Origin of the sequence: Arthrobacter sp. efr-133-R2A-63, assembly GCF_030209795.1 — a bacterium.
GTDB classification, from domain to species: domain Bacteria; phylum Actinomycetota; class Actinomycetes; order Actinomycetales; family Micrococcaceae; genus Arthrobacter; species Arthrobacter bambusae_A.
Genome location: NZ_JARVRG010000038.1, coordinates 1 through 24,943, shown reverse-complemented (window position 1 = coordinate 24,943; position 24,943 = coordinate 1). Strand labels below are relative to the sequence as shown.

The 24,943-nt window shown below is 64.6% G+C and carries 24 protein-coding genes and 1 pseudogene; 16 read left to right on the top strand and 9 right to left on the bottom strand.

All coding sequences use genetic code 11. The annotated features are described in order from the left end of the window. Window positions 1-17: 17 nt before the first annotated feature. On the bottom strand, window positions 18-755 hold the full coding sequence (locus QRN45_RS19465) for a hypothetical protein (RefSeq protein WP_264637071.1): 738 nt from the start codon (window positions 753-755) through the stop codon (window positions 18-20). A gap of 192 nt (window positions 756-947) precedes the next feature. On the opposite strand from QRN45_RS19465, the gene QRN45_RS19460 reads away from it, so the two are divergent. Continuing rightward, window positions 948-1,352 (top strand): YchJ family protein, encoded by a 405-nt coding sequence (locus QRN45_RS19460; RefSeq protein WP_264637070.1) that lies wholly within the window; start codon window positions 948-950, stop codon window positions 1,350-1,352. Here the strand turns inward: QRN45_RS19460 and QRN45_RS19455 are convergent. Beyond that, window positions 1,349-3,301 (bottom strand): acyl-CoA dehydrogenase family protein, encoded by a 1,953-nt coding sequence (locus QRN45_RS19455; RefSeq protein WP_241710329.1) that lies wholly within the window; start codon window positions 3,299-3,301, stop codon window positions 1,349-1,351. The two genes, QRN45_RS19460 and QRN45_RS19455, sit on opposite strands and share 4 nt — an antisense overlap. Window positions 3,302-3,366: 65 nt before the next feature. Continuing rightward, a complete protein-coding gene (locus QRN45_RS19450) occupies window positions 3,367-3,669 on the bottom strand; it encodes a hypothetical protein (RefSeq protein WP_078107308.1) in 303 nt (100 codons plus the stop codon). 245 nt (window positions 3,670-3,914) lie between these two features. Between QRN45_RS19450 and QRN45_RS19445 the strand changes: the two genes are divergently transcribed. The 3 genes and pseudogenes from QRN45_RS19445 (at window position 3,915) to QRN45_RS19435 (ending at window position 9,929) form a co-directional block, all read left to right on the top strand. After that, window positions 3,915-5,372 carry a DUF3375 family protein gene (locus QRN45_RS19445; protein ID WP_264637069.1) on the top strand — a complete coding sequence of 486 codons (1,458 nt, stop codon included), beginning with the start codon at window positions 3,915-3,917 and terminating at the stop codon, window positions 5,370-5,372. Further along, window positions 5,365-6,267 (top strand): annotated as a pseudogene (locus tag QRN45_RS19440) (DUF4194 domain-containing protein); the annotation flags it as partial. The gene QRN45_RS19445 and the pseudogene QRN45_RS19440, both read left to right, overlap by 8 nt. A 197-nt stretch (window positions 6,268-6,464) precedes the next feature. Further along, on the top strand, window positions 6,465-9,929 hold the full coding sequence (locus QRN45_RS19435) for an ATP-binding protein (protein ID WP_284764340.1): 3,465 nt from the start codon (window positions 6,465-6,467) through the stop codon (window positions 9,927-9,929). Between the two features lie 109 nt (window positions 9,930-10,038). On the opposite strand, the gene QRN45_RS19430 is transcribed toward QRN45_RS19435, so the two are convergent. Next, window positions 10,039-10,533, bottom strand: coding sequence for an FBP domain-containing protein (locus QRN45_RS19430; RefSeq protein ID WP_284764339.1), 495 nt, complete (start codon window positions 10,531-10,533; stop codon window positions 10,039-10,041). A 491-nt stretch (window positions 10,534-11,024) separates the two neighbouring features. Between QRN45_RS19430 and QRN45_RS19425 the strand changes: the two genes are divergently transcribed. From QRN45_RS19425 to QRN45_RS19395, 7 genes are all read left to right on the top strand, one after another. Further along, window positions 11,025-12,095 (top strand): ABC transporter substrate-binding protein, encoded by a 1,071-nt coding sequence (locus QRN45_RS19425; protein ID WP_284764338.1) that lies wholly within the window; start codon window positions 11,025-11,027, stop codon window positions 12,093-12,095. Window positions 12,096-12,109: 14 nt separating this feature from the next. Beyond that, window positions 12,110-13,207 carry a FecCD family ABC transporter permease gene (locus QRN45_RS19420; protein WP_284764337.1) on the top strand — a complete coding sequence of 366 codons (1,098 nt, stop codon included), beginning with the start codon at window positions 12,110-12,112 and terminating at the stop codon, window positions 13,205-13,207. Further along, entirely contained in the window at window positions 13,204-14,241 is a 1,038-nt protein-coding gene (locus tag QRN45_RS19415; protein WP_284764336.1) for a FecCD family ABC transporter permease, read from the top strand. The genes QRN45_RS19420 and QRN45_RS19415 overlap by 4 nt, the downstream gene beginning before the upstream one ends. 1 nt (window position 14,242) lies before the next feature. Continuing rightward, complete coding sequence (locus QRN45_RS19410; RefSeq protein WP_284764335.1) at window positions 14,243-15,082, top strand: ABC transporter ATP-binding protein; 840 nt, start codon at window positions 14,243-14,245, stop codon at window positions 15,080-15,082. Beyond that, window positions 15,079-16,194 (top strand): siderophore-interacting protein, encoded by a 1,116-nt coding sequence (locus tag QRN45_RS19405; protein ID WP_284764333.1) that lies wholly within the window; start codon window positions 15,079-15,081, stop codon window positions 16,192-16,194. The genes QRN45_RS19410 and QRN45_RS19405 overlap by 4 nt, the downstream gene beginning before the upstream one ends. Before the next feature lie 191 nt (window positions 16,195-16,385). Then, window positions 16,386-17,276 carry an SGNH/GDSL hydrolase family protein gene (locus QRN45_RS19400; RefSeq protein ID WP_284764331.1) on the top strand — a complete coding sequence of 297 codons (891 nt, stop codon included), beginning with the start codon at window positions 16,386-16,388 and terminating at the stop codon, window positions 17,274-17,276. 2 nt (window positions 17,277-17,278) lie between these two features. After that, window positions 17,279-18,091, top strand: a complete 813-nt coding sequence (locus QRN45_RS19395) for an SGNH/GDSL hydrolase family protein (RefSeq protein WP_284764330.1) — start codon at window positions 17,279-17,281, stop codon at window positions 18,089-18,091. A 47-nt stretch (window positions 18,092-18,138) separates the two neighbouring features. Here the strand turns inward: QRN45_RS19395 and QRN45_RS19390 are convergent, their stop codons facing one another. Continuing rightward, a complete protein-coding gene (locus QRN45_RS19390) occupies window positions 18,139-18,423 on the bottom strand; it encodes a YciI family protein (protein WP_241710339.1) in 285 nt (94 codons plus the stop codon). A 56-nt stretch (window positions 18,424-18,479) separates the two neighbouring features. Further along, a complete protein-coding gene (locus QRN45_RS19385) occupies window positions 18,480-19,112 on the bottom strand; it encodes an NADPH-dependent F420 reductase (RefSeq protein WP_241710340.1) in 633 nt (210 codons plus the stop codon). 111 nt (window positions 19,113-19,223) lie between these two features. Here QRN45_RS19385 and QRN45_RS19380 point away from each other — a divergent pair, with 111 nt between their 5' ends. Both QRN45_RS19380 and QRN45_RS19375 read left to right on the top strand, forming a co-directional pair. After that, window positions 19,224-19,703, top strand: coding sequence for a MarR family winged helix-turn-helix transcriptional regulator (locus QRN45_RS19380; RefSeq protein WP_078107321.1), 480 nt, complete (start codon window positions 19,224-19,226; stop codon window positions 19,701-19,703). Window positions 19,704-19,777: 74 nt separating this feature from the next. Beyond that, on the top strand, window positions 19,778-20,539 hold the full coding sequence (locus tag QRN45_RS19375) for an SGNH/GDSL hydrolase family protein (RefSeq protein ID WP_241710341.1): 762 nt from the start codon (window positions 19,778-19,780) through the stop codon (window positions 20,537-20,539). On the opposite strand, the gene QRN45_RS19370 is transcribed toward QRN45_RS19375, so the two are convergent. The 3 genes from QRN45_RS19370 to QRN45_RS19360 all read right to left on the bottom strand — a co-directional run bounded on the left by QRN45_RS19370 (window position 20,526) and on the right by QRN45_RS19360 (window position 23,372). Then, window positions 20,526-21,296 carry an FAD:protein FMN transferase gene (locus QRN45_RS19370; protein WP_284764342.1) on the bottom strand — a complete coding sequence of 257 codons (771 nt, stop codon included), beginning with the start codon at window positions 21,294-21,296 and terminating at the stop codon, window positions 20,526-20,528. The two genes, QRN45_RS19375 and QRN45_RS19370, sit on opposite strands and share 14 nt — an antisense overlap. Window positions 21,297-21,357: 61 nt before the next feature. Continuing rightward, window positions 21,358-21,903 (bottom strand): FMN-binding protein, encoded by a 546-nt coding sequence (locus QRN45_RS19365; RefSeq protein ID WP_284764329.1) that lies wholly within the window; start codon window positions 21,901-21,903, stop codon window positions 21,358-21,360. Next, window positions 21,900-23,372 (bottom strand): ferredoxin reductase family protein, encoded by a 1,473-nt coding sequence (locus QRN45_RS19360; protein ID WP_241710343.1) that lies wholly within the window; start codon window positions 23,370-23,372, stop codon window positions 21,900-21,902. The genes QRN45_RS19365 and QRN45_RS19360 overlap by 4 nt, the downstream gene beginning before the upstream one ends. Before the next feature lie 427 nt (window positions 23,373-23,799). On the opposite strand from QRN45_RS19360, the gene rpmB reads away from it, so the two are divergent. The 3 genes from rpmB to rpsN are packed head-to-tail and all read left to right on the top strand — an operon-like array spanning window position 23,800 to window position 24,511. Next, window positions 23,800-24,036: a 50S ribosomal protein L28 gene (gene rpmB, locus QRN45_RS19355; protein ID WP_078107326.1), complete on the top strand. Its 237-nt coding sequence runs from the start codon at window positions 23,800-23,802 to the stop codon at window positions 24,034-24,036. Further along, window positions 24,036-24,203, top strand: coding sequence for a 50S ribosomal protein L33 (rpmG, locus tag QRN45_RS19350; protein WP_003798558.1), 168 nt, complete (start codon window positions 24,036-24,038; stop codon window positions 24,201-24,203). Before rpmB ends, rpmG begins: the two co-directional genes overlap by 1 nt. A 2-nt stretch (window positions 24,204-24,205) precedes the next feature. Further along, window positions 24,206-24,511, top strand: coding sequence for a 30S ribosomal protein S14 (gene rpsN, locus QRN45_RS19345; protein ID WP_028267656.1), 306 nt, complete (start codon window positions 24,206-24,208; stop codon window positions 24,509-24,511). The last annotated feature ends 432 nt before the right edge of the window (window positions 24,512-24,943 follow it).

Sequence of the window (24,943 nt, the reverse complement as noted above, 5' to 3'; positions counted from 1 at the left end):
GTTGGGCGCTGCGGACGCTAGGCCCTGGGGCGCGCCCCAGCTGAGGCCGTCACGCGGCCGGACGAGACAGGCTTGCCGCCATGGGGGTCTTCCCGGTGTTCGCGCACCGGCGCGGACGTCTCGGACGACTCCGCGGCGTTCCCTCCGGCGGGTTCGCCGGAAGCTGGCGGTTCGTTGTCAGAAGCTCCCGCTTCCTGCGCCCGTTCAGCTTCGCGGGCCGCGGCCCTGGCGTCAGCCTCGGCGACGGCGGCGGCCCATTCGCTGTTCATGGCCAGAGGATCCTGCTTCACCGCAACCACAAAGGGATGTTCTTTGGCCTGGGTTGTGGCTGCGGCCGTGATTCCGGCCTTGACCTGGGCGGGTTTAGGCCACGTCCGGGGGTTGACGAGCGACTTCCAGGGGACGTTCCGGACAGCAGACCACAGCAACCTGACGGTCGCAATCATTCCAGGACGCGATTTCCGAGGGACTAAAAGCCCCGCGTCCAGTAAGTCTTCCGCCGTCGCCGATTCCTCGGAATCCGCCAGCGCGGAGGGGGTGCGCCGGGGCCTCGGGGGCAGGTGTACCACCGGTTCGGCATGGCGTTTCGGGAAGATCCCCACCATGGCGAGCAGGATGATCCAAACCAGCTTCGCGACGCCGGCAAGCACCAAGGTGACCACGATCAGCAGGCCCAAACCAAGGGACATCAGCAAAGCCACCCCGAGAGTTCCGAAAAAAGTCAGATTGAGGCCAAGTGTTGTTGGATCCTCCACGTAGCCTCCTCAAGCCAGAGTTGTGGGGTGGACGCCGCAACCGAAGGTCTGCGGGCATGTCTTCTAGCCTAAGGGCGAAATCGTAAGGAATCATCAGCCAAACTCCGGCTCGCCGAGGTTGTTTCGAAGCTGTTATCTGCTGTGACAAAATTTGTTACCTAGCTCTCATGTTCTCTTCCAGATAGGGCTTCAATGCCAGTCGATCCGGCCCGCCTCCGCCTAGGCGCTTGCCCTTGTTTGTCGGGGGAGCAGTACACCGAATGCTGTGGACGCTTCCACCGCGGAGACGCCGATGCGCCAACGGCGGAACAGCTCATGCGTTCGCGCTACTCGGCCTTTGTGGTCCTCGATGGCGATTACCTTCTGCGCACTTGGCACCCTGACACGAGGCCCGTCGCCCTGGACCTGGACCCGGATATTGAATGGCGCCGGCTGGACATCTTGGCGACGCGCCGGGGCGGTCCCCTGGACACCGACGGGACCGTCGAGTTCGCGGCGCACTACAGGTCCGACGGCGAACGCGGAGTCCAGCGCGAAAACAGCCGCTTTAAGCGGATCGGGCGTCGTTGGTACTATCTCGACGGCGACATCGGCTAGCGGTACTTCCGGTGCAGGCTCTCCTTCGGCGAGGCGCCCGGGGTGGCGTCGGCGATCCATGGGCCCGTTCCTTCTGATTGGTCAAGGATTCCGGCCTCAAGCCAGGCGTAGTCGCCCGCGAGCACGTTCGAGGACAACTCGTGATCGACGTCGTCGGTGTTCCGCCACAACTGATCGAAGTATCCATCCACGCGAATCCGGGCCTGCTCGCAGTAGGCCTCTGCAAGTTCGTACGCCGCCGCGCCTCGCTCCGGTGCGGTCTGAAGCAGCATCTCGGCCCTTGAGCAGCACGCTGCCATGGCAAACAACTCAGCTCCGATATCCACGATCCTGCCGAGGAACGCTTGTTTGTATTCGAGCCTCGCCTGCCAGCGGCCCATCCCGTAGAACGTCTGTCTGGCGAGCCTCCGCGAAGCCCGCTCCACATACCTCAGTTGCTTCGCGAGACGCCCGAACTCACCGTAGGACCGGGGATCCAGGCCCGCCCCGGCCACCAGCTTGGGGAGCCATTTGGCATAGAAACCCGAGGCGCCGACGGCGGCACGCGCCTTTTCCTGAAGCGTCGCGTCCGCGGAAGCGAGCTCGCCCGCGGCCGAAAGGTGGGCGTCGACGGCTTCGCGGGCAATGAGGAGCCGCATGATCTCGGACGAGCCTTCGAAGATCCGGTTGATGCGCATGTCCCTCAGCAATTGCTCGGCGGCCACGGCACGCTCCCCGCGGGCCTCCAAGGAGTCCGCCGTCTCAAAGCCGCGGCCACCACGGATCTGCACCAACTCATCGGCCACCGTGTAGCTCAGCTCAGTGGACCAAAGCTTGGCCAGCGCGGCCTCGATCCGCACATCCTTCTGGCCGGCATCGGCCATCTCGGCGGAAAGTTCAAAGACGGCTTCCAGCGCAAAGGTGGTGGCGGCGATGAACGCGATCTTCTTGCCGACGGCTTCGTGCTTTCCGACCGGACGGCCCCATTGCGTGCGGGCGTTGGACCATTCGCGGGCGATCTTCAACGACCACTTGCCCGCCGCCACGCAGAGGCCGGGGATGGAGAGACGGCCAGTGTTGAGGGTAGTGAGCGCTATCTTGAGTCCCTGGCCTTCGCGGCCCAGACGGTTGGCTGCCGGCACGCGGACTTGGTGGAAGCGGGTCACGCCGTTCTCGATGCCGCGCAGGCCCATGAAGGCGTTGCGGTTCTCCACCGTGATGCCGGGGGAGTCCATTTCCACGACGAACGCCGTGATGCCGCCCTTGAGCACCGTGCCATCGGGAGCAGTGCGGGAAGGAACAACCGCCATGACCACTACCAGTTCGGCGATCACGCCGTTGGTGGTCCAAAGTTTGACGCCGTCCAAAACGTAAGACTCGCCGTCGTCGCTTGGCACTGCGGTGCAGCCCATCCGGGCGGGGTCGCTGCCGACGTCGGGCTCTGTCAGCAGGAAGGCCGTGACGGCGCCCGCGGCGCACCGCGGCAAGTATTCCTGCTTTTGTTCGGGCGTGCCGAAGACTTTGACCGGCTCCGGGACGCCGATGGACTGGTGGGCCGACAGCAGAGCGCCAAGGCTGGGATGGACTGATCCCAACAGCGCCAACGCCCGGCCGTAATAGACAAGCGACAGGCCCAGGCCACCGTACTCGCGCGGAATTTTCATGCCGAAAACGCCTAACGCGGTGAGGCCTGCAAGGTAATCGTCCGGGATCCTGGCATCGCGTTCGATCACGCGGCCGGACATCGTGCCGCAGAACTCCGTCAGCTTCGCCATGAACTCTTCGCCGCGCTCGACGTCCTCGGCTTTTGCCTGGGGCCATGGATGGATTAGTCCCAGGTCGAAGTCGCCCAGATACAGCCCCTTGGCGAAACTCGGACGGTTCCATTCGGTGTCGCGGGCGGCCTCGGCGACTGCGCGGGCTTCTGCGGCCGTGACGCCGTTGCTCTTGTTGTCGGTGGCGGAGGTCATGGGAGGACTCCTCTTGCCGGTTGTGCCGGTTTCGAGCCCAGGATCCGCCTCGGGTGGTGGACCCTTCAGCTGTCCCTCAATGCTACTCGCGGGTAGGTACCTGTGCTAGGGGCGGTTTGGGTTGGGAAATCGACCGGAAGTTCAACCTTTCCGGCCTGGTGGACAAGCTGGTCCCACGCAAAATTGATGCCGTGGACCAGCCCGCCGAGCACGTTCTTCACGGTGTACCAGGCGAGGCTTCCGGCTCCGACCAACGCGAGCGTGGCCATGGCGGCTACCGCGATGAAGGCTGCCAGAACCAGGCCAAGGATTAGTGTTCCCACGAAGACATAAGTGCTGGTGTCTAAGGTCGTCAAGTCGAACTGCATTGGGTCCCCTCCGCAACGCTGCCAAAGTCGACGTCGGTGTGTCGGCGTCGTTGGTGTAGACACTAGGGTCGGCATCGGCGGTTCAGCCAGCAACGACACCGGCGTCGCGCCGGTTGATACGCGATCGAAACCCTACCGGGAGGTAGATCACGGAAGGGTTGCGACGCACCCTGCGTTAACCTTGTACGGGGCAGTTTTCGGGATTTCCGCTGCCAGAAGGTTCCGCGGCAGCTGAAGGAGAGTAAGTGTCCCGCTCAGCAATGTCCTCCGCCGATGCCATCAGCGCACGGCTCAGAGACCTCGAACTCCTGACCAAAGGCCCCGCGTGGGCCCTCACCCGCTCGGCGCCCTGGGTCATCGCGGTGCTCCAGGCATCCTTCACCCGAACGAGGCCGCAGCTTCCGCTCGAGGAGTTCCACGCCGACGTCGACGCTTTCCTGGATCAGCTCCGCAGGCAGGATCCCGGGCTGGGCGGGCAGGGGAGTGGCAAGGCTTTTGCCGACGAATGGACCCGCAAGCAGTTCCTGACCCGTCGCAGCCAGTCCGGCCAGATCGTCTACGAAGTCACCGAGGCCGCCGCGCGCGTCCTGGCATTCCTGGACAGCCTGTCCAGCGAACGGTCCACCCTCAACGGTTCCCGCCTCGGGACGCTCTTGGGCGACGTCGAAAAGCTCGCCAACGAGACGAACCCGGACCAAAGCGCCCGCTTGGAATCCCTCGAAGAGGAGATCCAGGAGCGCCAGCAACTGATCGAAGACATCAGTTCCGGCGACTTCGACGGTCTTTTGGACGATGAGGAAGCCGTGGAAGCCGCCGGGAACATCCTGGACCTTGCGGCGAGCCTGCCTGCCGACTACAAGAAGATGCGTGACCGCATCGAAGAACTGGTGGGCGAGCTCCGCAACCAGATCATCGAGGAGTCGCTCAGCAAGGGTGCCACGATGGCGCAGGTGCTGGAGGCGGATAAGCGCTTGCGGCAGAGTCCCGAAGGCCGCACGTTCCGCTCCTTCACGGCATTCCTTGAGGACCCGCAGCAACAGTTGCGCTTCCGGTCGGCGATCGGCGACGTGTTGAGCCGACAATTCGCGGATGACCTCAGCCATGAGGACCGCGAAACCCTCAAGAACCTCGTGGCGGAACTGCGTACCCAGCACAGCCAGATCCAGCGCATCTACGGCCGGCTGTCCGAAAGCCTCAACAACTACATCCAGAGCGACGACATCCGCCAGTCCGTCCGGCTCCGGCAGGTCCTGCGCGAAGCCGAACAGGCTATCCGGTCCATGCCCTACGAGCGCGACCGTCCCGGCCTGGTCCGCGGCCCGGTGTTGTTCAATGCGGGATTCGAATCGCTCGCCATGGTCAAGCTCTTCGATCCGGACGAGTTCGCTGCGCCGCCGAAGCTCGCCGACCCGATCGCCTTCAGCGATTCGGACCGGGTCCGTTCGCTGCGTTCCGCGAAGGCAAGGCCCGCCGTCGTCCGCTCTGCCCTGGCGGGCGCCTCCACACTGGCCGGGGCCTGGGCGAACCTCCCGGAGGAAGAACGGCACATCAACACCGTCCGGGCACTCCTGTCCGAAGCGCTGCACGGTGGCGCGGCGTTCGACCGGGGCGCCTGGGAAAACATCGACTTCGAACAAATCGATGGCAGCACGCGCACCGCGTACCTGCCGCTCGTGACGCTGACTAAGGATTCCGATGACTGACGCCCACCCCACCGAGCATGCCCCCTCTTCGGAGCAAGGGGTGGACATAACGCAGCATGTCCGCTCCGAGACTTCCCAGGATGGACATGCGCATTCCTTGACTGGGGCGGAAGACGGGCATGCTCGTCGGGATGTGCCCACCGATGGACATGTCCACCCGGACCCGTTCCGGGTCACGCCCCGCGACACGTTCGTCGACGGCGCTGCGCTGTTCCCGGGCGACACCGGCGTGCTGCCCATGAAGGTCCGGCAGGCCCTCGTGCGGCTACTCAAGGGCCCCTACGTCGACGGCGGTCGCGACGAAAAGCTCTGGACCACCCTGCTGGACAACCAAGTGATCCTCCGCAGCAGGCTTTCCGAGCTTTTCCTGAACCTGCAACTGGACCACGAGCGCAAGATCGCGGTGCTCCGACCCGTCGATCCCGAAGCCATCGGAGGAAGCACCCGTTCGAGCATCCTGCGCCAACAGCGCGCGTTGAGCCGGGTGGAAACCATCGTGCTTCTGCGCTTGAGGCTCCTCCTCGACCGCCACGTCACGGCCCAGACGGACCCTGTGATCACCCGCGAAGAAATCGCCGAACTCGTGGCGCACTACCAGCCATCCGGCCAACAAGACGCCCTCCGCGACACCGACGTCGTGAATCGCACAGTCACGAAGCTCCTGGCCCGCCAACTCCTCCTACCCACGGGCATCGAAGACACCTTCGCGATCTCCAGGGCCCTCCCGCTAGCCCTCCCCTTCGAAAACATCGGCGACATCCCGGCCCAAATCGAAGCGCTGATCGCAGTAGCCGCCGACGAATCAGGTACGGAACCCCTGATCGAACTACCAGACGCGGACGACGACGGTGAGTCACCCGACGACGCTGACGAGGTGGATGCCGCCGATGGTGACCCTGACAACGCCGCAGCAGCCGGAGCCGCCCAGGGAGTGGCATCGGGCCTATCGGAGCCGGACGGCCTGCTGCTTGCAGCAGTGCCGGCCGGCGAAGGGGCGGGGGCGGCATCGGCTGCGGAGGCAGAGGCGACCACGACTGACGCGACCACAAAGAACGCGACCACAACAGCGAAGACCACCAGTGAGGCAGCCAAGTGACCATAGCGACGATGCTTCCGATCGGCGAACTCACGAACCCGGGCCAGATGCGCCTCGCCTTGGTCCAGGTGGTCAACTGGGGCACGTTCCATGGCGCCCACACGATGCACGTGGACCGCAACGGCACCCTACTCACGGGCAATTCGGGCGTCGGCAAGTCGACGCTGTTCGATGCCATGCTGCGTGTCTTCGATGCCCGTCCGCGCTCCAACGAGGCTGCTGCACAGCGGGCCGGCGGGGCTGTGGAGGACAAGAGGACCACGTTCACGTACATGCGTGGAAAAGTGGGCGACAAGGCCGTGGGTGAGGGTTCGGCGAGTGCCTTCCAGCGACCGGGTGCCACGTGGTCCGCCGTCGCGCTGACGTTCGACAACGCGGCCGGAACCAAGACCACCATCTCGGCCCTCTTTGACCTGCCCAAGAACGGCACGGAGTCCAGCGTCGGCCGGTTCTATTTGATCGACAACAAGCCCCTGGATCTCGGCGCGATTGAGGGAATCGCGGAGAAGCGCTTCACGAAGGGCGCGTTGGAGACCATCTTCCCGGACGCCCAGATCTTCGATGTGCACAAGGCCTTCGCGGAGCGTTTCCGCCGGCTTCTCGGGATCAACTCGGACCAGGCGCTCCCGCTTTTGCGGGTGATCCAGGCCGGCAAGGGGCTGGGAGGCAGCGTCAACACGTTCTTCCGCGACCAGGTGCTCGACGCGCCGGCGACGCTTACGGCTGCGGACGACGTCGTCGAGGAATTCAGCAACCTCATGTCCATCAGGCAGCGGCTGGAGGACGTTCGCCAGCAGCGCGACCAGCTCGCCCCCGTGCCCGGGATGAACAAGGAGTATGCCCAGTCATTGCTCGAGGCCAACCGGCTCCGGGAGCTCAGCGGCGAAGAATTCGACGCGTACAAGCAGCAGCTCTCGGTCACGGTCCATGCCAGGACTTTGGCCCGTTTCAAGGAGCTTGCCCAGGCGAAAGCCAAGGAGCTCAGCACTGAACGAGGCGTCCGGGACGCGCTCGCCAGGGACCTTCGCCAGCTCGAATCGGATTACAACAACCAGGGCGGTAACGCGATTTCGGCGATCGAGCAGTCGCTCGAAAATGCCCGGGTCGGCCTCAAGCTCCGCCAGCAGGTGGAGGAAGCGGCCCGCCAAGCACTGGCCGACGCCGGACTCAACCTCGAGTGGACGGCTGAGGGTTGGGAGCAGGCCCACGAGCAGGCCGCGAGCCGCTCCGCCGAACTCAAGGACGATTCGGAGGCGCTGCGGGAACTCCGTTTCGAAGCCTTCGACGGCCACGCCACCAAGAAACGCGAGCTCGCCGCAGCCCAGCAGGAACTCGTCTCGCTGAAGACGCGCAAGTCCCTGCTGCCGCCGTCGAGCATCGAAAACCGCGCCGCAATCGCGGCAGCCACCGGCGTTCCCGAGGACCGCATGCCGTTTGGAGGCGAGCTGATCGACCTCGCCGAGGGCGAGGAACAGTGGCGGCCCGCGGCCGAGCGCGCCCTGCGGAACCTCGCCACGACGTTGCTGGTTCCGGGCGAGCACTTTGCAGCCGTCACGCGCTATCTCAACGACAACTCCATCCGCGGCGCGCTGCGGGCAGTGGACGTCTCCAAACCGGTCGCGGGCGGCGCTTTGGCTGTGGAGGACGTGTCCGACGGCGAGCTGCTGACGAAGCTGAACATCCTCACCTTGGGGGCGAACGCCGACGCCGGTGAATGGATCCGTGAGCGGATCGCCATCGACTTCGCCTACCCCTGCGTCGAAGACCCGGACGAGCTCGCGAAGCTGGACAAAGGCTTGAGCCTGGGCGGAGTGGTCAAGCGCAACAGGCACACCGTCGAGAAGGACGACCGCTTCACGAGCCGGCAGGACTACGTTCTCGGCTTCGACAACGCTTCCAAGCTGGAGCTCGTGGCCGCGAAGGTCGGCGAGCTCGAAAACGAGCTTCTGAAAGCCGCGGAACTTGCCCAAAGCCGCGAAGATTCCCACCAGGGCATGACGCGCCAGCTCGAAGCCTTGCGCCGCATCGCCGACGATGAGCGTGGCTGGGAACAGGTCTCCGCAGCGGTGGCCGCGGAGGAGCTCGCGAGGATCGAACAGCGGCTCAAGGACGCCTTGGCCGCGCAGGCCGACTTGGAACCCCTGCGGGCAAACATCGAGGCCGTGCGCGAAAAGCACCAGTCCTCCACAGGGTCGGCGGCGGTGTTGCAGAGCGAATACAAGACGCTCGACCAGCAGATGACCACGGCTGACGCCCTCCTGGATGCTGCACGCAACCGCCTGGACCAGGCGCCGCCGTCGGGCGCTACCGCCGCTGCCCTCGAGCCGTACTTCAGCGCATTCGGCGCGGTAGGTGAGCTCCACGAACTGGACACCCTGGCTGCCGAAGTCCGGAGCAAGCTCCTGGCCGAACTGCACGCCACCGAGTCGCGGGGGCAGGCGCTGGCCGAGCGGCTGACGCGCATGTTCGAAGGATTCGTGCGCGAATGGGGCACCGCGATTTCCGCGGACCACGGCACCTCGATCGGCGCCGCGGGGGAGTTCGAGTCCCGTTACCACCAGATCGTCAGTGAAGGATTGCCCGCCCAGGAAGCCGAATTCCGGCAGTTCTTCAACCAGCGCACGCACGAATCCTTCAGCACGCTGCTCCACCTGCTCGACGAGGAACGCCGCGCCATCACCAGCCGCATCCTGCCCCTCAACGGCATCCTATCGGAGGTCAATTTCCACGAGGGGAGCTTCCTGGAACTCGACATCAAGCAGACGCTGCCCGGCACCGCAAAGCAGTTCAAGGACGCGATCCAGAACGCGTTGAAGACGCGCCACTCGCGGCCGTCCCGCGCGGCGGGCGCAGCTTCGGGTGCCGGCGTCCCGCCACAAGCGGACGACGACGTCGAACTCACCAACCGCTACAAGTCGCTCGAGACGCTGGTCAAACGGCTCGGTTCGCAGACCCCCGAGGACCGGCGTTGGCGAGCCGAAGTGCTCGATGTCCGCGGGCATCTCTTCATCCAGTGCAAGGAACACCGCTCCGTCCAAGGCCCGCGGGGTGGCAGGAAGACCGAGGTGTACATGCACGCGGACACCGGCTCGATGTCCGGTGGCGAGCGGCAGAGATTCACGGCGTTCATCATGGCCGCGGCCCTGAGCTACCAGTTGGGCATCGCCGAGCAGGGTTTCACGACCTACGGCACGGTGATGATGGATGAGGCGTTCGTCCTGGCCTCGGAGGAGTTCGCCGGTGCGGGCATCAAGGCCCTGCACGAGTTCGGTTTCCAATTGTTGTTGGCCGCGCCCGAAAACGTCATCGACCTTTCCCGGCATCTTGGTTCGGTCACCGAAATCCTGCGCGACAAACGGACCAACCGCTCCGGCGTGCTCACTGCTCCCGTCATCGGCGGCCCCGGCGTGCCCGGCGAATGGCGTTCCGAGGCCAACCCCGTGGACATCGTGCTCCGCTAGCCCCGACGCTAGCTCACGTATGTCGCGCTTCCGGCCGACGCCCGCTCACCTATGTGGGGTTTTGGACGGACGCCCGCTCACCTGAGGTGAGCGAGCGTCCGCGGGGCGCCTATTTTCCTTGGACCCGCCCCAGGAACTGGGCGGTCCGGGACTGCAGTCCGGCGATTTGGCGAACGACGACGGCGGCCGGGTCCGGATTGATCTCATTCGCCGGGGGCTCCTTGCGGACGTTGGTGCAGCAACCGAATTCCGCGCAGATCAATGTCCCCACCGTGTTGCCGTCGCGACCCGATTGGCCTGCGCGTTTGGCAACCCAAAGGTAAACATCGTCTTTGGAAAACACGTCGCGGCACAGTTCGCAAAGGACCGAACGCTTCTTGCCGGAGCCTCCCTCGGGCGCGCGGAGCATGATGCCAGTGAGGGAACCCTCATTCGGAAGGACGAGATAGCCGCGCATCGGCATCTTCTCGTCGCGCCAGCCAAGGAATTCGAGGTTGTCCCAGTCTAGGGAATCGAAGTCCTTCGGGAGGCTGAGTTTGGCGGCCTCCGAGCGGCTCGCATTGATGAATGAGGAACGGATTTGCTGGGCGGTGATTTTCTGCACGGCGAAGTTCTTTCAGATCGTTTTGGGCTCCGAAGAGGAAGGACGCTGGCGTCTGGCGATCCGAGGGCGCGGCGAAGAAAGCCTTCGCGTGAATCTAGTGCGGGGGCGGTGGGTTTAGTTTCCCTTGCCGCCGAGCGGGATGGCCGACGCAGGGGGAGACGCCAAGTAGGCCGACACGGCCACCTCGCAAACCATGGCAGCGCCAACGTGTGCAGTGCGCATGCTCATCCTCTCGATCTTTACCGCGTTTACGGCCCCGGCGCAGTTCATTGAATCAACCGGCTCTGTCATCTTTGCAAAGGTCGTCCTTGGTGTCCAACAACCCCCGGGGGGCTATAGGTGAGCGGGCGTTGGGGTTTTGGTGCCCATAGGTGAGCGGGCGTTGGGAGGCCTGGGCAGTACAAAAGTAATTACGTGATTCAAACGTTTCGTAATTATCGAAAGGGTAGGCTAGCCTTACTTAGGTTTGCATCACTTACCTAAGGAGTCCCGTGGCTTCCCGCCCCTCACGCCGTGCCCTGCTGAAGACCGCAGGTTCAGCGACGGCAGCCTTTGCCGCCGTCGCACTGTCCCTCACCGCTTGCTCAACGGACTCAACCACCGCCGGTTCAGCCACCATGCCGGCCTCAAGCGGCCAGTTCCCGGTCACCATCAAGAACGTCTTCGGCGACACCACCATCAAGTCGCAACCGCAGCGCGTGGTGACCGTCTCGTGGGTCAATGACGATGTCGCCTTGGCTCTCGGCGTCGTACCGGTCGGGGTGCCCAAGGTCGCCTGGGGGAACAATGACAAGGGCTCCACTCCCTGGAAGGACGCAGCGCTGGAGAAGTTGGGCGCCGGCTTCGGCACCGCGAAGGCCCCGGTCCAGTTCTCCGAGGCAGACGGCATCAACTTCACTGAGGTCGCCAAGCTGGCCCCGGACGTCATCCTTGCCGCCTACTCGGGCTTGACCGAAGCCGAGTACAAGAAGCTCTCGGAAATTGCCCCCGTCGTGGCGCAGCCCGAACTCGCGTACGGCACGCCGTGGCAGGAAGCCACCACGATCATCGGCAAGGCCTTGGGTAAGAGCCCGGAGGCCGCCAAGCTCGTCTCGGACACCGAGGCCACCATCAAGGCCAAGGTCTCCGCGTTCCCGCAGCTCGCCGGCAAATCCTTCATCTACGGCAACCTTGAGCCTGCGAAGGGCGACGGCATCAACGTCTACACAGCCAACGACAACCGTCCGCGTTTCCTGTCCGAAATCGGCATGAAGCTCGCCCCCGTGGTGGAGAACGCCAGCAAGGGTCCCAAGGAGTTCTTCGTTCCGTGGTCCGCGGAAAAGGCCAACGAGCTTTCCTCGGACGTTTTCGTGACCTGGGTGCCGGATTCCAAGACCACGGACCAGATCAAGCAGGACCCCCTGCTCGGCCAGATTCCGGCGATCAAGAAAGGCGCCTTGGTTGCCGGCTCCGACAACACCCTCACTCTGGCAATCTCCGCATCCTCGCCCCTAAGCCTGCCGTGGGCGCTGGACATGTTCCTGCCCCAGCTGGCCAAAGGCGCCGACGCGGCAGCCAAGTAAGCGGATCACCCGACATGACACAGAGTACGACGACGGCGGGCCCGCCTTCCGCGGACGGCCCCGCGCGCGAACTGGCAGCTCCTGCCCCTCACAGCGACTCCAAAGGGCACGACCAGCCAGTTCGCGCGAAAGCCGCCTGGCTGGTGGCCGCCGTCGTCGTGCTTGGGCTTGTGTGTGCGGCCTCGCTCGCGACCGGCGCGCGGGGCATGTCCCTTGAAACCGTGTGGCAAGCACTCACCCAGTTCAACCCCGCGGACGGCAACCATGCCGTGGTCCACACCCGCATTCCACGCACTGTGCTCGGTTTGGTGGCGGGGGCTGCCCTTGGCCTTGCAGGCGCCGCGATGCAGGGAGTTTCCCGCAACCCCCTGGCTGACCCGGGCATCATGGGCGTCAATGCGGGTGCGGCACTGGCCGTGGTCGCCGGGATCTACCTCTTCGGTATTTCGGGGGCGAGCGGCTACATCTGGTTCGCTTTCGTCGGCGCCGCCGCGGCCGCCGTCGTCGTCTATCTGATTGCGTCCCTGGGGCGTGACGGTGCGACGCCGGTGAAGCTCGCTTTGGCGGGGGCGGCGCTGAGCGCGGGGCTTTACTCGTTGACGAACGTGATCCTGGTTTCGAGCCAGGACACGCTGGACCGCTTCCGTTTCTGGCAGGTCGGTGGAATTGCCGGCACCGACTGGTCCATCGTGTTGAACGGGTTGCCGTTCCTGCTGCTTGGGGCCGTGATCGTGCTGGGCAGTGGCCGGACACTCAACAGTCTTGCCCTTGGTGACGATGTTGCGCGGGGCCTCGGCCAGAACGTGGCCCTGGCCAGGGGCGTGGCCGCGCTCGGCATCGTTCTGCTCTGCGGATCAGCCACGGCGATGGCCGGTCCCATCGGATTCGTCGGACTCGTGGTTCCGCACGCAATGCGCTTCTTCACGGGCCCGGACTACCGCTGGATCCTGCCGTTCTCGATGGTTCTCGCCCCGGCCCTCCTTCTGGTTTCGGACGTGATCGGCCGGGTGGTGCTCCTGCCCGGCGAAGTTCCCGCGGGCATCATGACGGCCATCGTCGGTGCTCCCGTCTTCGTCTGGCTCGTCCGCCGAGGCAAGGGAGTGTCGCTGTGAGCCCCCGCAACAGGACCGCACTCCTGGGCACCGGCGTCGTTGTCCTCTTCGCGGTGACCGTACTCCTTGGCAGCTACACGGTAACCGTCCCCGATTTCTTCAGGATCCTGGCGGCCCCTTTGACCGGCAGCGAGAAGATCCCGGGCGCAAGCTTCATCGTCATGGAAAACAAACTGCCCCGGGCCGTGCTGGGAATCCTGATCGGCGTGGCATTCGGCCTTTCGGGCGGGCTGTTCCAGACCATGCTCCGCAACCCGCTCGCAAGCCCCGACGTCATCGGCATCACTTACGGTGCGAGTGCCGCGGCTGTCCTGGCCATTGTCGTGTTCGGCGCGTCCGGTGCCGCCGTGTCCGGTGCGGCGCTGGCTGGTGCAATCGGCGTCGCGCTCGTCATCTATGCCATGTCGCGAGGCGGCGGGGGTTCAGGTGGCGGATCGGGCGGCCGGGGCGGGAACGCGGCAGGCAACCGGCTTATCCTCGCCGGCGTCGGGATCGCCGCCGCGTTGGGGGCGGTGGTGAACTTCCTCATGACCCGGGCGGACATCCGGACTGCATCCGAGGCCCTCATTTGGCTCAACGGTTCCTTGAATTCAGCCGATTGGGAGCGCGTGGGTTTCCTCTTCGCCTCGCTCGCGGTGCTTGGTCCCGCGCTGGCCTTCCTCGCTGGTCCGTTGCGCATGCTCGAACTCGGGGACGACACCGCGGCCGGACTGGGGATCCGGGTGCAGGCCGTGCGTTTCGGACTGGTGATCACCGCCGTCGCGCTCGCAGCGGTGGCGACGGCGGCAGCCGGGCCGGTTGCCTTCGTCGCGTTCCTTGCCGGACCGATCGCCCGGCGGATTGTCGGGCGCCCCAGCCTTCCGGCGTCCGCGTTCACGGGCGCCGTCATTGTCCTCGCCGCCGACTACGTCGCGTACAACGTGGCGCCCCTGATTCTGAGCGGCACGGTCCTGCCGGTCGGCGTGATTACCGGCGCCCTCGGCGCTCCATTCCTGTTGTGGCTCCTGGTCACGTCCAACCGAAAGGAAGCCTGACATGGCACGACTGAGCGCACGCGGCTTGACGCTCCAATACGAGCAGCGACGGGTGATCGAAGGACTCTCGACGCAGATTCCCGAAGGCAAAGTGACCATGATCGTCGGTGCCAACGCCTGCGGAAAATCGACGCTGCTCCGGGGGCTGTCCAGGCTCCTGAAGCCGAGCGCCGGCGTCGTCACTCTGGATGGCAAGGACATCCACTCCCGCCCGGCCCGCGAACTCGCCCGCACGCTCGGCCTTCTTCCGCAGCACCCTCTGGCCCCGGATGGCATCACCGTCCGCGAACTGGTGGGCCGCGGACGCTATCCGCACCAAGGGTTCTTCCGCAGCTGGAGGACTGGCGACCGGTCGGTGCATGATCTCGCCGTCCAACGCGCACTCGAGACCACTTCAACGCTTGAGCTTGTTGAACGGAACGTCGACGAACTGTCCGGCGGGCAACGCCAGAGGGTGTGGATCGCGATGGCCCTTGCCCAGGAGACGGATGTCCTGCTCCTCGACGAACCCACCACCTACCTTGACCTGGCACACCAAGTGGAGGTGCTGGATCTGGTGACCGACCTCAACCGCAGCCGCGGAACCACCGTGGCAATCGTTCTGCACGACCTCAACTTGGCAGCGCGATACGCGGACCACGTTATCGCGATGAAGGCCGGGGCGATCGTCGCCGAGGGGCGGGCGCTGGATGTGGTCACTGAAGACTTGGTCCGCGACGTTTTCGGCTTGGAGTCCCGGGTGGTTCCAGACCCAATTTCCGGCACTCCTCTCATTCTCCCGATCGGCCGGCACCACACCGCAACGCCCTCAACACCCATCGAATTGGAGTTCGCCTCATGAACGCAGACGCCGCAGTGCGAAACGCCATCACGGAGCCGATGACCCTCGCGTTCGACGTCACCGTCACCGCCGTCGAGGACCTGGGACCCAATTTCCGCCGCATCACCTTCGGGGGATATTGCCTGCGCCGTTTCGGGGTTTCGGGGGACACCCTGGACCTGCGCATCAAGCTCATGATTCCCTCGCTCGACGGCGTCGGCCGCCCCCTGCCCCTGCCTGCCTTCAATACGGGCGACGCCGGTTGGTACCGGGAATGGTTGGCGATGGATCCCACCGTGCGCGGTTCGATGCGCACCTACACTGTGCGGAACGAGAGGCTTGACGCCGTCTACCCGGAGATCGACGTCGACTTCGTGATGCACTTCGATGACTGCGGCGGCACCCGCGGCTGGCCGCGCGGCGGCGTGGCGGGGTCCGACGTCGACGGCGGTTCGACTCACCCGACGGGCGGGCCCGCGGCTAATTGGGCGCTCGCCGCGAAACCGGGGGACGCGATCACGATCATCGGCCCCAACAATCGGGCAGCCCACTGCATCACGGCGGAAACCTACTCCGGCATTGAATGGCGTCCCGGCTTGGCGCAGCGGGTCCTCCTTGGCGGCGACGAAACGGCGGTCCCTGCCATCAGCGCGATCCTGGAATCCTTGCCCGCGGGAATCACAGGGCATGCCTTCCTCGAAGTACCAGAGGCAGGGGATTTCCAAGACCTCGACACCGACGCCGACATCGAAATCACATGGCTCGCGCGCGGCGCGGCGCTCGGCCGTGCACGCCCCCATGGTGAGTTGCTGAAGAGCGCCGTCCGCGGAGCCGTACCCGTCCCCGGTTGGGTGGGCATCGTCCCGCTCGATGGCGCCGCAGGGCCCGAGCCCGAAGACGTCAATGTGGACCAGGACATCTTGTGGGAGACCCCGCTGCGCATGGACACGGCCGCGATCGAAGCGAGCCGCAACCCGGGCCTTCCCGCCGGCGCCTCGCCGTTCTATGCCTGGATCGCAGGCGAGGCAGGGGTCATCAAGGAGCTCCGCCGGTATCTCGTCCGGGATGTGGGGATCGACCGGAAACAGGTGGCGTTCATGGGCTACTGGCGCAAGGGGAAAGCCGAACTCTAGCCCGCCCCTGGCGACGCTCGCTCACATATATCGTCAATTTCCCTGACGCTCGCTCACGTATACGGCCAAAAGCCGGAACGCCCGCTCACCTCATGTGAGCGGGCGTTCGGTCAAAATGGCCCATAGGTGAGCGGGCGTCGAATTAACCTGGGCTTTGCCGGCGGGCAACCAGGCGGGGCTACGCTGGCGGGGTGGCTGGGAACGTGCTTGATGCTGACCAGAACGGACGACGGCGGTTTGTTGCCTTGGGCGATTCCTTCACCGAAGGAGTGGGGGACCGGAACGAGGGCCTGCCGAACGGCGTCCGGGGCTGGGCCGACCGCGTTGCCGAGAAGCTGGCCAAGGCCGAACCTGGCTGGGAGTATGCGAATCTTGCCGTGCGGAGCAAGCGCCTCCGCCATATTGTCGACGAGCAACTGGACCGCGCCTTGGCCATGGAACCCACGCTTATCACGCTTTACGCGGGCGGCAACGACATCCTGGATTTCGGCACCGACATGGACGTTCTCATGGCCGAGTATGAAAGGCTCGTGGCGCGCCTTGCAGCCACGGGAGCAACGTTGGTCCTGTTCACGGGGTACGACGTCAAGGTCTCGGCCGTGCTGGAACCGTTCAAGAAGCGGAACGCCCTCTACAACGAACGCGTCCGCGAACTGGCCGCCAAGTACGGGGCCGTACTGGTGGATTATTGGTGCCTTGACGCCTACCACGACCGCCGGATGTGGGCCTCGGACCGTCTCCACATGTCGAAAGCCGGACACAAATACATGGCGTCGCAGGTCCTGGATCACCTCGGCGTCCCGCACAAGTTCTCTCCCAAGGACTGGGAGCCACCACAGCGCCTCAAGCTGCGCGATTGGGAACGCCGACAACGTCGCTGGGTGAACGATTGGGTCCTGCCCTTGTTCGGCCGGAAGCTTCGCGGCGTCACGCTTGGGGACAGCCTTGGCCCGCGCTGGCCGGAGCCCGTGAAGGTGCCGAGGAAGGCCGGGCTGCGGAAGGTCGCGGAGCGCCAAGCCGCAGCGGCGGCCACCGACTCTGGAAGGCAGACAACAGGAAAAGCCCACAACGGGGGGACATGACCATGGCTACGCATACGCCGCTTCGATTCGTCGCCGTCGGAGATTCCTTCACCGAAGGCGTCGGCGACGTAGACCTTCGCCTTCCCAACGATTGCCGGGGCTGGGCCGATCGCGTGGCAGAGGAACTGGCCAGGCACCAGCCGCAGGCACTGTACGCCAACCTTGCCCTCCGCGGCCGGCGGCTCAAGCAGATCGTGGTTGAACAACTTGAGCCGGCGCTCGCGATGGCTCCCACTTTGGTCAGCTTCCATGCCGGCGGCAACGATCTCCTCGGTGCACGGCTGGACATGCGCCTACTGGTCCGCGGTTTCGAGGCCGCCGTTGCCAGGATCGCGCAAAGTGGTGCCCGGGTCGTGCTGTTCACCGAATACAACGTGCCGCTCTCGCCCGTTCTGGAGCCGCTTAAGCTGCGCACGGCCGTTTTCAACAAGCACATCCGGCGCATTTCGGCAGCCTACGGAACGCTTCTGGTGGACCATTGGTGCTTCGAAAACTATCAGGACCGCCGTATGTGGGCTCCGGACAGGCTGCATATGTCCGGTATAGGACACCGCTACATGGCCAAGAAAGTCCTGGAAGTCCTGGGCGCCACGCACTCGCTCGAGTCACCGGTACTCGGGCCGCTGCAACCGCGGAGCCGCGCCGGGATCATGGCCGACGACGCCGCGTGGCTCAGGCGCGATGTCGCACCCTGGCTTTCGCGTCGCTTCAGGGGAGTTTCGAGCGGGGATCATCTGAGCGCCCGCTGGCCGGCCCTGATGCCCGTTGTCTTGCCGGAGCGACTGGGGACGTCCCGTCAATCAGTCAGGCTTTGAAATGGTCAAGCGTCACGCCTGACAACTTTTTGGCTGCGGACGGGCATCTAGTCCAGCAGGTTTTCGAACCCTGCGGATGCGGAGGTCACCGTGAATTCGATGATTTCGAAGTCCGCTACCCCGTTGACGTAGAACGGATCCGTCGCCAGCGAAGCGTCCAGCGTTGTGCGATCGACGTTGGACAGCAGCACGCCCCCGATGGCTGGAACGCGACGGCCGGACGCGAGGAACGTGCCGGCGTCGAACGCTTCTTTGACCCAATCCATATGTGCCGGGCGGTGGAAATCGACGATCTCGTCGGGAACTTTGTAGGTCAGAGAGACGACGAACATGCCGCCCAGCCTACAACGCGGAGGACGGCCACAAGGGGCCGCCCTCCGAAAATGAACTACGGCAGGAGCTTGACTGCGGAGTTCCAGTTGTAGTCGGGGTGGGCTTCGCTGATCTGCAGGGTCATGACGAGCAGCTGGAAGGCTTCGAGCTCACGCGAGCGGCGCAGCGGTCCGACGTTCACCGGACGCAACCCGGCGCCTTTGACGAAGTCGACGACGGCGCCCGTCGCCTCGGCGTCGTCGCCCGCCACGAGTACGTCGAGGGTCTGGCCGTCCACTTCGCCCTCCGCGAGCGTGGCGGCGAAGACGGTGTTGAATGCCTTGACGACCGAGGCGCCGGGCACCAAGGCCTGCAGTTCTTCGGCGGCCGAAGTTCCGGCGGGAACGGTGAGGGAATCGAAGGTCTCGAAGTTCACGGGGTTGGAGATGTCCACGATCGTCTTGCCGTTGAGCGCTGAGCCGTAGGAAGAAAGGACTTCTTTGGAGGCCCCGAACGGCGTAGCCAGCACCACGATGCTGCCTTCCACCGGGGATCCCGTGATGCCGGAGGTTCCGTTGACCGTCGCCGCAAGCGCGGCAGCGGAGCCGGCGTTGCGGCTGAGGATCTGGACGCTCTTGCCTGCTGTGGCAGCGCGGGCCGCGATGCCGGACGCCATGTTGCCCGTGCCGATGATGGTGATGTCAGTCATTATCTTTTCCTTCGCGTGAGTCCTGCGGATTCATTTACTTGAAGCTTCAACTAAAACAATAATGAGCTTGAGTTGAAGTGTCAAGTATTTATTTCCTTCTAAGATGAATCCATGACCGAACCGCGCTGGCTCAATGCCGACGAACGCCGTGCCTGGCTGGCCCTCCTGAGCATCAACACCCTTCTGCCCGCAGCTTTGGATACACAACTGCAAGCGGCCGGCAAATTGTCACTGTTCGACTACAACGTGCTTGCGATGCTGTCCGAAGCGGATGGGCGTTTCCTGCCGATGAGTGAGCTTGCCGCCCGCACCAGCGCTTCCCTGTCGAGGTTGTCGCACGTCGTGACCAAGCTCCAAAGACGCGGTTGGGTGGAACGCGAGGCCCATCCGGGCGACGCCCGTGTCACCGTGGCGCACCTGACCGAGTCCGGGATGGACACCATCGTGTCCCTCGCCCCGGGTCATGTGGACGCGGTCCGCGCCTTGATGTTGGACGCCATGACAGACGACGACGTTGCGGACCTCGCGCGGATCGCAGAGAAAATCGTGGCCAGGTTGGACGACGATCACTGGATCCTGCGCGAACGCTAAGCCGCGGCTGGCGGGACCAGCGACCGCGGCTGCTGAGCGTGACGGCCGCCCCGCACTGATGAAAGACTGGCGCCATGGATTTTTCTGCCCGGTATGTGGCATTGGGTGACTCGTTCACCGAAGGACTTGGCGACGCCGACCCCTCGCGCCCCAACGGAGTCAGGGGATGGGCGGACCTCGTCGCCCACCAATTGGCCCAAAGCAACGACGATTTCGGCTACGCCAACCTGGCCATCCGGGGCAAGAAGCTCCGGCAAGTCATGACAGAGCAGGTGGATGCCGCCGTCGCGCTTCAACCGACGCTGGTGACCCTGTATGCGGGAGCGAACGACATCTTCCGCCCCAAAGTCGATATCGACAGGCTGATGGAGGACTACGAGGCCGGCATCGGGAAGCTCAGTGCCACCGGCGCTACGTTGCTTCTCTTCACCGGCTTCGATGCCCGCAGTTCCAAGGTTTTCGGCACCATGCGCGGACGCACCGCGATTTACAACGAACTGCTGCGGGAAATCGCGGAAAACCACGGGGCGCTGGTGGTGGATTATTGGCGCTTCAGCGAGTATCACGACTGGCACATGTGGGCGCAGGACCGGATGCACATGTCCACTGCCGGTCACATCAACATGGCCAACCGGGTGCTGGCCGTCCTGGAGCACGAAGGTTCCCTCGAGGTTCCGCCGCCGGTCCCGCAACCCCAGCTCGCGCGGGTGGAAGCGTTGCGGGCCAACGCGCGTTGGGCCCGTGAACATGCCGCCCCTTGGGTCGTCCGCCGCGTTACGGGCAAGTCGTCAGGTGATGGCCTGAGCCCGAAGTACCCGCAGCTCACCCGGCCGTAGCGAGGTTCCGGAAACCCGGGGTGGCGAGCAACCCGCCGTCGTTCTTCACCGCGAGCACGTCCACGTCCCAGTGTGAGGTGGCCAGCGCCAGGGTTGCGGCGCCGCCCGCCATGATGGCGGTGGCCAGGACGTCGGCCGTGATGATGTCTGCGGCTGCCACGGAAACCTGGCGGAACCCCTCGTTCGGCGCCGCTTGGAGGCCCGCGGACCAAATGTGGTGGCCGCGTTCGCTCGTTCCCGAGGTCGCCAGCGCGTGCTTGCCGGCGTTGCCGAGCGGAAACGCGGTCAGGAGCGTCGACCGGTTCTCCGGGTCGATAATCCCCGCCAGCCACGGCCGCGCACTGCCCGGCGTCGGCGAACCGTCCACCAGGACGTCCCCGCCCGCGTTGAGGCACCAATCCTTCAAACCGAGCGCGAGCAGCGACGTTCCAGCTTCCCGTATGGCGTGTGCCTTGACGATCCCGGACAAGTCCACGACGCCGTCGGGCCGTTCCGCCGTGAACGCGCCATCGGTGAGGGTGCGCCATTCGCTCGCCTCGACGTACAGCCGGCGCATGTCCGGGGAGGTGTCCCTCAGGGCCAGCTCCCCCCGCGCCAACGCGCTCGCCTCCGAGTCGGGGCGGTAGAGACTAAATGTCCGATCCAGCCCTTTGAACAACTGCTCGACGACGGCGGTGGCCGCCTCGAGCTCTTCCACCGAAGCTTGGGGAGCCGTCCCTGGAGCGGCGGGGATGGCCAGGCTCACCACGGTGCCCATGCTGGTGAACGTGCGGGAACAAAGGCGGGGTTCCGCGCTGCCCTGTCCGGGCTCGCTTGGCTTAGAAGTGGGCTGCATCGAGGGCCGCCTGGAGGGATGTCAAATATGCCTCGCTGGTATAAGTGGCCCCGCCGATGGTCTGCACGTTCGCGGACTGGGCGCTCAGGACTTCGGAGCGGAGCAGGGGTGCTGCCCTGGCGCTGATCTGGACGGATCGTTGCTCCTGGTCGGTCAGATGCAGGGCTGTGACATCGGTGATCACGCCGGCCTTGATGGTTACCTGGACCTGGACTGTTCCGAAACGGGTCTCCACCGCCGTGCCTGCGTAGGTGCCGCCCGCTTTGGCCGAGGCTCCCAGGGTGGAAGTGGAACTGGAGCCCGTAGTGGAACTGGTGCTGGCCCCGGTTCCCGAGGACCCGGGCGTGCTGCTCCCGGTGGTTCCATTCGCCGTCGAGCCCGTACCTGAAGCGGTCCCACCGGTGGTTCCCGCCGCGGACGTCGTGACGGTGGAGGCGTTGGATGCCGTCACCTGTGTGCCAGCCTGCCAGCCGACCACGAGGATTGCCGCCGATGCCAGCGCTGCTGAAATTCCTGCCCTGAGTCTCACCAGTCAAACCTTTCGTAGTGGAGTTGTTCCTCCCGCACACCGGAGCTTTTTGCTTCGGCTAGTACCTCGCCGGCCCATGCCGTCGGGCCGCAAACGTAAACATCAGCGTCCGCTATGTCCGGCACAAAGTCCCGCAGACTCGAAGAGCCGGCAGAGGCAGGCAGCCAAGCGCTGTGGGGATGGCCGGACCGCGGGCCTGTCAGGTGGAACAGGGTAGCGCCACGCTTCCGGCACAGTTCCATGATCTCGTCTCCGAGGAACAGTTCCTCCGCGCTACTGCCGCGCAGCAGGACTGTCGCCTGGCCTGGCGCGAAGGGAGTTGATTCCAAGAGCGCCCGGAGGGGCGTAATCCCGATTCCCGCACCGATCATCACGACGCGGTCCCTGCTTCGGGCTGCCGTGCTGAAAACGCCGTATGGTCCTTCGATCGCTACTTTCGTCCCCGGCTTCAGGGAGCCGAGGCGGGCAGAGCCGGTCCCCAGGTTCCGAACAGTGATCCGCAACATCGGCTGCCTCGATGACTTTCCGGTTTGCGGTTCTGCCGACAAGCTGAACGGATGCGCCTGCCACCACATGCCGGGAGCGAGGAAGCGCCATACGAAGAACCGGCCACCGCTACCCGACAATTCGTTCAATCGCAGCCCGGTCATTTCGATGCTCACGACGTCGGGGGACACCCGCACTACGCGGCGCACCGTCAGTTGGTGCCGGTAGGTGGCTATTACCGGTTGGGCAATGCGGTACCAAACCAGCGCCGCGCCCGTTCCTGTGCAAAGCAGGAGCCAGTACCAGCGCTGCCAAGTGCCTTCGGCGAACAGGCCGCCCACGCTGAATTGGTGCGGGATTGCCGTCGCTACCGCAAGGTAGGTGAGCAGATGAACGAAATACCAGAACTCGTAGGGAAAACGGCGCCGCACAGCCACCAGCGAAGTGACCACCACGGCAATGAACAACGCCATGGAGACGAACGCCAGCCACATATCGGGTACCAAGACCCACAGGGAAACGGCCTCGCTGACGGGATTCAGGCCCTCGGCCATGCCGTAGCCGGTGGCAAGGAGAAGTCCATGTGCCAACAGCAAGTACAGCGCCGGCTTGCCTAGCTTTCGGTGGAATTCCAGTGCCCTGTCATGCCCGACTGCGCCGTCCACGAAAGGGAGGCGTGCCGCGAGCAGAAGCATCAGAATGACCAGGTCCATGCCGGCGAGTCCGGCCACGATCCCGACGGCGGTGACCGCCTGGGTGAGGTTGCCGACGGTCGACACTCCGCCGTCGGCGAGCCACAACGCCAGCGCCGCCGCAAGGGATGCCCAAAGCGCGACCGTGAGCATGTCCGCCCGGCGCATGCGCCGGCGATGTTGCGCCGCGAACCGTCCCTTAGCGGGATTGCGACGCGGTGACGTTTGAGGACGACGGCCTGGCGGTGTATCCACGCGTTGGCCCGGGGAGGCGAGGAGTTGTGAGTTCATGCCTCAAGATTGAATGCTCAACCTTTCGTTCTCCTGTGAAGGGGCTAGCCCCCGCTTATGACTTGTGGCCTGGTTCTTATACACCCGATTGGTCTTAATTTCCCCCAGCCCCTAGACTTATTAGGCGCTAGGTGGCGCGGAGCGTGTGCAATTGCTCCGGTTGGCGGTGACTGTTGGCAACAACAGGAGATCCGCGGGCCGGTAGTTAGGGGCTCAAGTTGCGTGCATTCCAGTATTCGCCCAGTATTCCGGCCTGTTGTCCGGACCCACTACCTTCGCCGCAGCGGTGATCATTGGCTGGTTTCAGTCGAGCGATCCGAGCTGCGGGAACTACCGAAAACGGTGTGGACTGGCTGCGGACGTCGCCTATTGCACGGGAAGCAGGAACTCTGCTGGCCGTTTCATTTTATTTTTTAGGAGAGTCGTCATGGCAGCAAACTGCCAGGTGACCGGAGCCGAGCCGGGCTTTGGACACAGCATTTCGCACTCGCACCGCCGCAACAAGCGTCGGTTCGACCCCAACATCCAGAAGAAGCGCTACTGGGTTCCGTCCCTGCGCCGTAATGTCACGCTGACCCTGTCGGCCAAGGGCATCAAGACCATCGACGTTCGCGGCATCGACGCAGTCGTCGCCGAAGTTCTGGCTCGTGGGGTGAAGCTCTAGTGGCAAAAGACAAGGACGTACGTCCGATCATCAAGCTGAAGTCCACTGCGGGAACCGGTTACACCTACGTAACCCGCAAGAACCGTCGTAACGACCCGGACCGTCTGGTCCTGAAGAAGTACGACCCCAAGATCCGCCAGCACGTCGAATTCCGAGAGGAGCGCTAAACATGGCTAAGAAGTCCAAGATTGCTCGCAACGAGCAGCGCAAGGTCATCGTTGAGCGTTACGCTGCCAAGCGTCTCGAACTGAAGAAGACCCTGGTTGACGCCAACGCGACTGACGAAGCACGCGAAGAGGCTCGCCTCGGCCTGCAGAAGCTGCCCCGCAACGCCTCCCCGATCCGTCTGCGTAACCGCGACATCATCGACGGCCGCCCGCGCGGTACCTTCCAGAAGTTCGGTATCTCCCGTGTTCGCTTCCGCGACATGGCTCACCGCGGTGAGCTCCCGGGCATCACCAAGTCTTCCTGGTAATCCAGAAGCACTAGAAGGGCCGGCAACCGTTTGGTTGCCGGCCCTTCTTGCGTTTAAGGCGGCGGTCTTGTGGCTTCGCGATTAAGTGGTGCAGGACACAGTGTTGAATTACGACGCCGGCGGCTTCTTTTTGCGCGGAAACCGCCGTTTTGTCCCGGATTACCGCGGTTCTTGCTCGCCTGAGGCGTGATTTGCGTGGGGTCTTGGGGGTGTGTAGAGTAGATCGAGTCGCCGCCGCTGATGCGGAAAGATAGCGACCGACCCCCTCTGATAAACGGCCTGGAAATGGCGTGCTGATTAGCGTGCTGTGGATGGGTGGGGACCCTTGTTGAGCAGTGAATCACGGAAACGCCGATTTGCTTGATGCTGGCAGTTCGGGTAAGTTTGGGAAGTTGCTCCGGAGCGATCTTGGACCCTTGTGGGTGTGGGTGG

Excerpts from the sequence above, each read along its gene's own strand:
- QRN45_RS19460 (WP_264637070.1), top strand. The coding sequence starts at position 948 with ATGCCAGTCGATCCGGCCCGCCTCCGCCTAGGCGCTTGCCCTTGTTTG.
- QRN45_RS19455 (WP_241710329.1), bottom strand. The coding sequence starts at position 3,301 with ATGACCTCCGCCACCGACAACAAGAGCAACGGCGTCACGGCCGCAGAA.
- QRN45_RS19450 (WP_078107308.1), bottom strand. The coding sequence starts at position 3,669 with ATGCAGTTCGACTTGACGACCTTAGACACCAGCACTTATGTCTTCGTG.
- QRN45_RS19420 (WP_284764337.1), top strand. The coding sequence starts at position 12,110 with ATGACACAGAGTACGACGACGGCGGGCCCGCCTTCCGCGGACGGCCCC.
- QRN45_RS19410 (WP_284764335.1), top strand. The coding sequence starts at position 14,243 with ATGGCACGACTGAGCGCACGCGGCTTGACGCTCCAATACGAGCAGCGA.
- QRN45_RS19405 (WP_284764333.1), top strand. The coding sequence starts at position 15,079 with ATGAACGCAGACGCCGCAGTGCGAAACGCCATCACGGAGCCGATGACC.
- QRN45_RS19395 (WP_284764330.1), top strand. The coding sequence starts at position 17,279 with ATGGCTACGCATACGCCGCTTCGATTCGTCGCCGTCGGAGATTCCTTC.
- QRN45_RS19390 (WP_241710339.1), bottom strand. The coding sequence starts at position 18,423 with ATGTTCGTCGTCTCTCTGACCTACAAAGTTCCCGACGAGATCGTCGAT.
- QRN45_RS19385 (WP_241710340.1), bottom strand. The coding sequence starts at position 19,112 with ATGACTGACATCACCATCATCGGCACGGGCAACATGGCGTCCGGCATC.
- QRN45_RS19380 (WP_078107321.1), top strand. The coding sequence starts at position 19,224 with ATGACCGAACCGCGCTGGCTCAATGCCGACGAACGCCGTGCCTGGCTG.
- QRN45_RS19375 (WP_241710341.1), top strand. The coding sequence starts at position 19,778 with ATGGATTTTTCTGCCCGGTATGTGGCATTGGGTGACTCGTTCACCGAA.
- QRN45_RS19370 (WP_284764342.1), bottom strand. The coding sequence starts at position 21,296 with ATGGGCACCGTGGTGAGCCTGGCCATCCCCGCCGCTCCAGGGACGGCT.
- QRN45_RS19360 (WP_241710343.1), bottom strand. The coding sequence starts at position 23,372 with ATGAACTCACAACTCCTCGCCTCCCCGGGCCAACGCGTGGATACACCG.
- rpmB (WP_078107326.1), top strand. The coding sequence starts at position 23,800 with ATGGCAGCAAACTGCCAGGTGACCGGAGCCGAGCCGGGCTTTGGACAC.
- rpsN (WP_028267656.1), top strand. The coding sequence starts at position 24,206 with ATGGCTAAGAAGTCCAAGATTGCTCGCAACGAGCAGCGCAAGGTCATC.